Genomic DNA, 4,265 nt, shown 5'->3' with positions numbered 1-4,265 from the left:
TTGCCCTGGGGGCCGTCCAACCTTCAGGGGTAAGCCGCACCTGGGGAGCTTGAAAACGCCAATGGGTAACAGAGCCGCTAATTAATTTTTGGTTTTTTTTATTTTGAATTTGTTGCAATTGGGCTGGTGTGGCCGGGCCGTAGGCGGTTTCAGTGCCAGTGAGGGAATTGAACTCATTTTTGCCAAAACTGCGATCAACGGTGAGGCCAAGACGGGGCTGCACATCTCGCACCCTTTGATCTAAATCGGCAATTGCTGCGCGTCTTTGGGCTAATTGTTGAGCTGGGCTCAATTTGGATGCTTGCCGCTCTGGAATTGGCGCCGGTGCTGCTTGAGCGCTGGGGCCATCAAATGCCACCGCCTCCAACTGTTCATCCAGGGGCAACAGCGGTTGGCGGCTGGCGCGATCGGGATCTGGGCAACCCAAAGGGGGTGGATTTTCCAGCTGGGCCCGTTTTGTAGCGGGTGAACCAAAGCGGTAGCGGGCCCCCAATAAATAACCATTACTACCTTCATAAACACCGCCATAGGTGCCGTAGGCACCAGAACGGTGGTGAATACGCCCCACCATCGACCATTGCGGGTTTAGCTCAACACCTAATTCCACCGCTAGATAATTGAGAAATTGCGATGAATTAAGCCAGGAAACTTTTTCGTAATTACTAAGGGTGGAGTTAAAACTCACCCCTTCCACCACACCAAGGCTTAGCCAAGGCTGAATCCACCAACGCAAACCAATACCAAAAGTTACCTCCCAAAATTGTTGATTATTAATAAAGGCAAATTCTCTTTGATCTTCTGGCACCCCTTTGCGATAGCGCAGGTTGTTGCTGCTATCGCCTGTATGAAAAAACAAATTGCCGTCTAGTTCAAGATCAAATGGATCGGCATCAAGCAGCTTGCGATTAAAACCAATCCCCCCTAAGTATTCAGGCCTTGGGCTACCGCTCACTGTAAAAGTTTCGCCAAAGGTGGCATCGGTCATCTGGCCGCCCCAAGCGGTAATCGCCCATGGGAATGGATGCCTACTCACAAGCGGTGGCAGATTTGGGGGGCAGGAAAGCGCCTCCGGCGCTGGAAGTGGCGCCACACTCACAGGCGACACCTGCACCCCAGGCTTAGGGGGATTTAGCTGCAATTCACGCCTTTGTTTTAATTCCGCTGCCACTGCTTCTGGGCTGCCTTGCAGGGGGCCATCGGGATCGAGATCTAATTGATTTGTGAGTAGATCAATCACCCCATAAACATTTTCTAGTTCCCCTTCCCCCTGAAGCAGGTTGTAGCGAATCTCGCTGGCTTGAATGTATTGATTACCGCGTTGAAAAATTACAGATCCACGGGCCCATAGCACCCGGCTGTTGGTGTCGTATTCGAGGCGATCAGCCTGAAGCCTGCCGCCTGCAAGCACTGCCACCACATTGCCGGTGGCTACAAATCGCTGCAATTGCGCGTCGTAACCCTGCTGATCAGCCTTGAGCTCCAGCTCAAGCGGTGCCAGTTGCTTTTGGGGCGCAAGTTGGGGGCGAGCTGCTTCCTGGGCGTGCGAAACCGAAGCGTTGCCAACGCTTAGCAGCATTGCTATGGCTGCGGGCACCAGGTTGTGGGCGGTTAAGCGCTGCCTCAATCCTGGATAGCTTCAGGGGTGGCGATCTTGCCACGCCAAGCTGGCCAATTCATTCTTCTAGGTCCTTTCTGCTGGGTGTCCGGCTGGGATCGCTAGCCAGAAAACCAAACACAAAGATGCCGATAAAGAAGAAAACAACCGAATAAACAGAAATCTTGAGGGCGAGCATGGTCCAGCCGGAAAGGACAGGGATTGGTGCCGCACCCGAAGCGGCTGAGTCATCCTATGGGCCATACGGGCAGCTGCGGATGGAAAAAGGCCTAGAAGCGTTAGTTCAGGGGTGGATTGAAACGTTTGCCCCCTTGAGGGAGTTGGATCTACTGCCCTTTTGGCGCCGGGAAGATGGCAGCCCAGGCCAGCATCACCCTTGGGGGCAAAAGCATCGCGCTGATTGGGAGGCGCGTGGATTGGTGATTTGGCCCAGGGGCGGCCAACTTTTGAAATTGAAATATTGCTTGCGATGTCCGCCGGCCTGGCTTGAGGAAAAACCCCAAGGGCAGGTGCGTTTAGCGCTGCGCTGGTGGGCAGAAGCTGCAGCTTTGAAGGTGGATGGCGAAACCGTGGTGCAGGGGGATCTGTTCGATAGCGCCTGCCGCTGGCTATTGCCGCAACGTTTTTGGCACGGGGCGCCGCTCAACTTGGAATTGGAATTACGCAGCCCCAGCCACGATGAGGGGGGGCTAATCCTGGCGCGGCTGGAGCGGGAACCCGATAGCCACGCCGATGGCAGCGGCCTGCTGCTGCTTAGCCAACTACGCTTGCTGCAACAGGATTTAAGCCACCTAGAACAAATCCTTTCGCCGCCGCAACGCCAGGATTTAGAGGCCGCATTAGCGCAAAAACCATGCCGTTTTAATCAAGCGTTATTGCAACAGCAACTAGCCCAGCTGCCAAAACCAGCAGCGCTGCAACTACTAAGCCATGCCCATCTCGATTTGGCCTGGTTATGGCCGGTGGCAGACACCTGGCAGGCGGCAGTGCGCACATTTGAATCGGTGCTGGGCTTAATGAAAAGCCACCCACAGCTTTGTTTTGGCCATTCCACCCCAGCTTTGTATCACTGGTTAGAGCTGCACCGGCCTCTGTTGTTTTGCCAGATCAGGGAGTTGATGCAGGCAGGCCGCTGGGAACCGCTCAATGGCCCCTGGGTGGAAAGCGATTGCACCTTGCTGGGATCGAGCTCCTTGCTGCGGCAGTTCAGTGAAGGCCAGGCCTATAGCCGCAAAACCTTTCCCGAATGGGAGCACAACCTGGCCTGGTTGCCAGACAGCTTTGGTTTTAGCGCTGGCTTACCTGCTGTATGTGCTGCCACCGGGGTGAGTTGGTTTCTTACCCATAAGTTGTTTTGGAATGCCACTAACCCTTTCCCCCATCGCTTATTTCGCTGGCAACATCCAAGCGGCAGCAGCGTTTTAACCTTGATGAGTGCAGCGATCGGCAGCGACGCTGATCCTCTAGCAATGGCCAACTACAGCCGTGAATGGCAGAAAGCCACTGGCGCAACTGAAGCCTTATGGCTGCCTGGGGTGGGCGATCATGGCGGCGGCCCCAGCCGGGAAATGCTGGATCAACTGGCCCTATGGCAAGGCCAACCGCTGGCGGCGGGGCATCAATTCGGCACTATGCGCAGCTATCTGGCAAAACTTGAACCGCTGGCTTCGCAGCTGCCGGTGTGGCGAGATGAGCTTTATCTGGAATTACATCGCGCCTGTGCCACCAGCCGCCCGGATCAAAAAAGACACAACCGCAGCCTTGAGCGCCTACTGCGGGAAGCAGATGTAGCAGAAGCGCTCGCTCCAGCAAGCAATCCAGCTAAAGCACCAATTCACACTGAACCATTTCACTCTGAACCAATTCACACTGCCGGCCAAAAGGAATGGCGCTGTTTGCTGTTTCAACAATTTCACGACATTTTGCCCGGCACCTCAATTCCGGCGGTATTTGAACAGGCGGAAAGGCAATGGTGCAGCGCACGCCGCGCTAGCCGCCAAAGACGCGATCAGGCCTTAGGCCGTTTGGTGGCATTAGGTGCGGGCTTTGCAAAGCAATGGTGGGTGGGGCAACTACTGCCAGCAAAAGCTGGTAATCGGGTTTTAAAAATGCCTAAGCCAGAGGCCGGCTACAGCTGGTGGGGGCCACAGGGGCCCCTGCTAAGCCAGGCAGCAAAAGCTGGTGGTTGCTGGTTGCAACTGCCATTTGCTGCTGGGGTGGAACTGCAACAACTGCTGCAAAAACCCCTAGGCCAAAAGGCATTGGCAGTTCAACAGCCGGTGTACGCGCAAGAGTTGGGGGAAGGGCGCTGGATTTTGCAAAACAGCTGCGTAAAAGTGCTGCTGGGGCCCCAAGGGGTGGAACAGCTGCAGGGCTATCAAGGGTGCGCCTGGGGGCCAGCGCTACTAAAAGAACCATTGCAATGGCGCCGCTATAGCGATCGCGGTGAATTCTGGGATGCCTGGGATTTAGCGGCTGATTATCGAGAAAACCCACTGCCGTTTAGCTGGAGTAGCGGCCCAGAATTAATTGAAAACGGGCCACTCAGCAGCCAGTGGCGTTGGCGCGGCAATTGCGGCCAAAGCCCAATTCAGCTGCTGCTGAGGCTGCAGGCGGGCAGCGAAGTGCTGGAACTATGCCTGCAAAGCCA

At 55.4% G+C, this 4,265-nt stretch carries 2 protein-coding genes and 1 pseudogene; 1 reads left to right on the top strand and 2 read right to left on the bottom strand.

What is annotated here, in order from left to right; genetic code table 11:
* A pseudogene (locus KB557_RS09255) lies at positions 1 to 1,624 on the bottom strand (DUF3769 domain-containing protein); the annotation flags it as partial.
* 49 nt (positions 1,625 to 1,673) lie between these two features.
* A complete protein-coding gene (locus KB557_RS09250) occupies positions 1,674 to 1,793 on the bottom strand; it encodes a photosystem II reaction center protein I (RefSeq protein ID WP_010312075.1) in 120 nt (39 codons plus the stop codon).
* A 79-nt stretch (positions 1,794 to 1,872) separates the two neighbouring features.
* Here KB557_RS09250 and KB557_RS09245 point away from each other — a divergent pair.
* Positions 1,873 to 4,265 (top strand): alpha-mannosidase (locus tag KB557_RS09245; RefSeq protein ID WP_255133517.1); only part of this gene is annotated, 2,393 nt, incomplete at its 3' end.

This window comes from Synechococcus sp. Cruz CV12-2-Slac-r (assembly GCF_024346075.1).
Lineage (GTDB): Bacteria > Cyanobacteriota > Cyanobacteriia > PCC-6307 > Cyanobiaceae > Synechococcus_D.
Note: the sequence above shows the minus strand (reverse complement) of the source record. Positions and strands in the feature narration are given on the sequence as shown.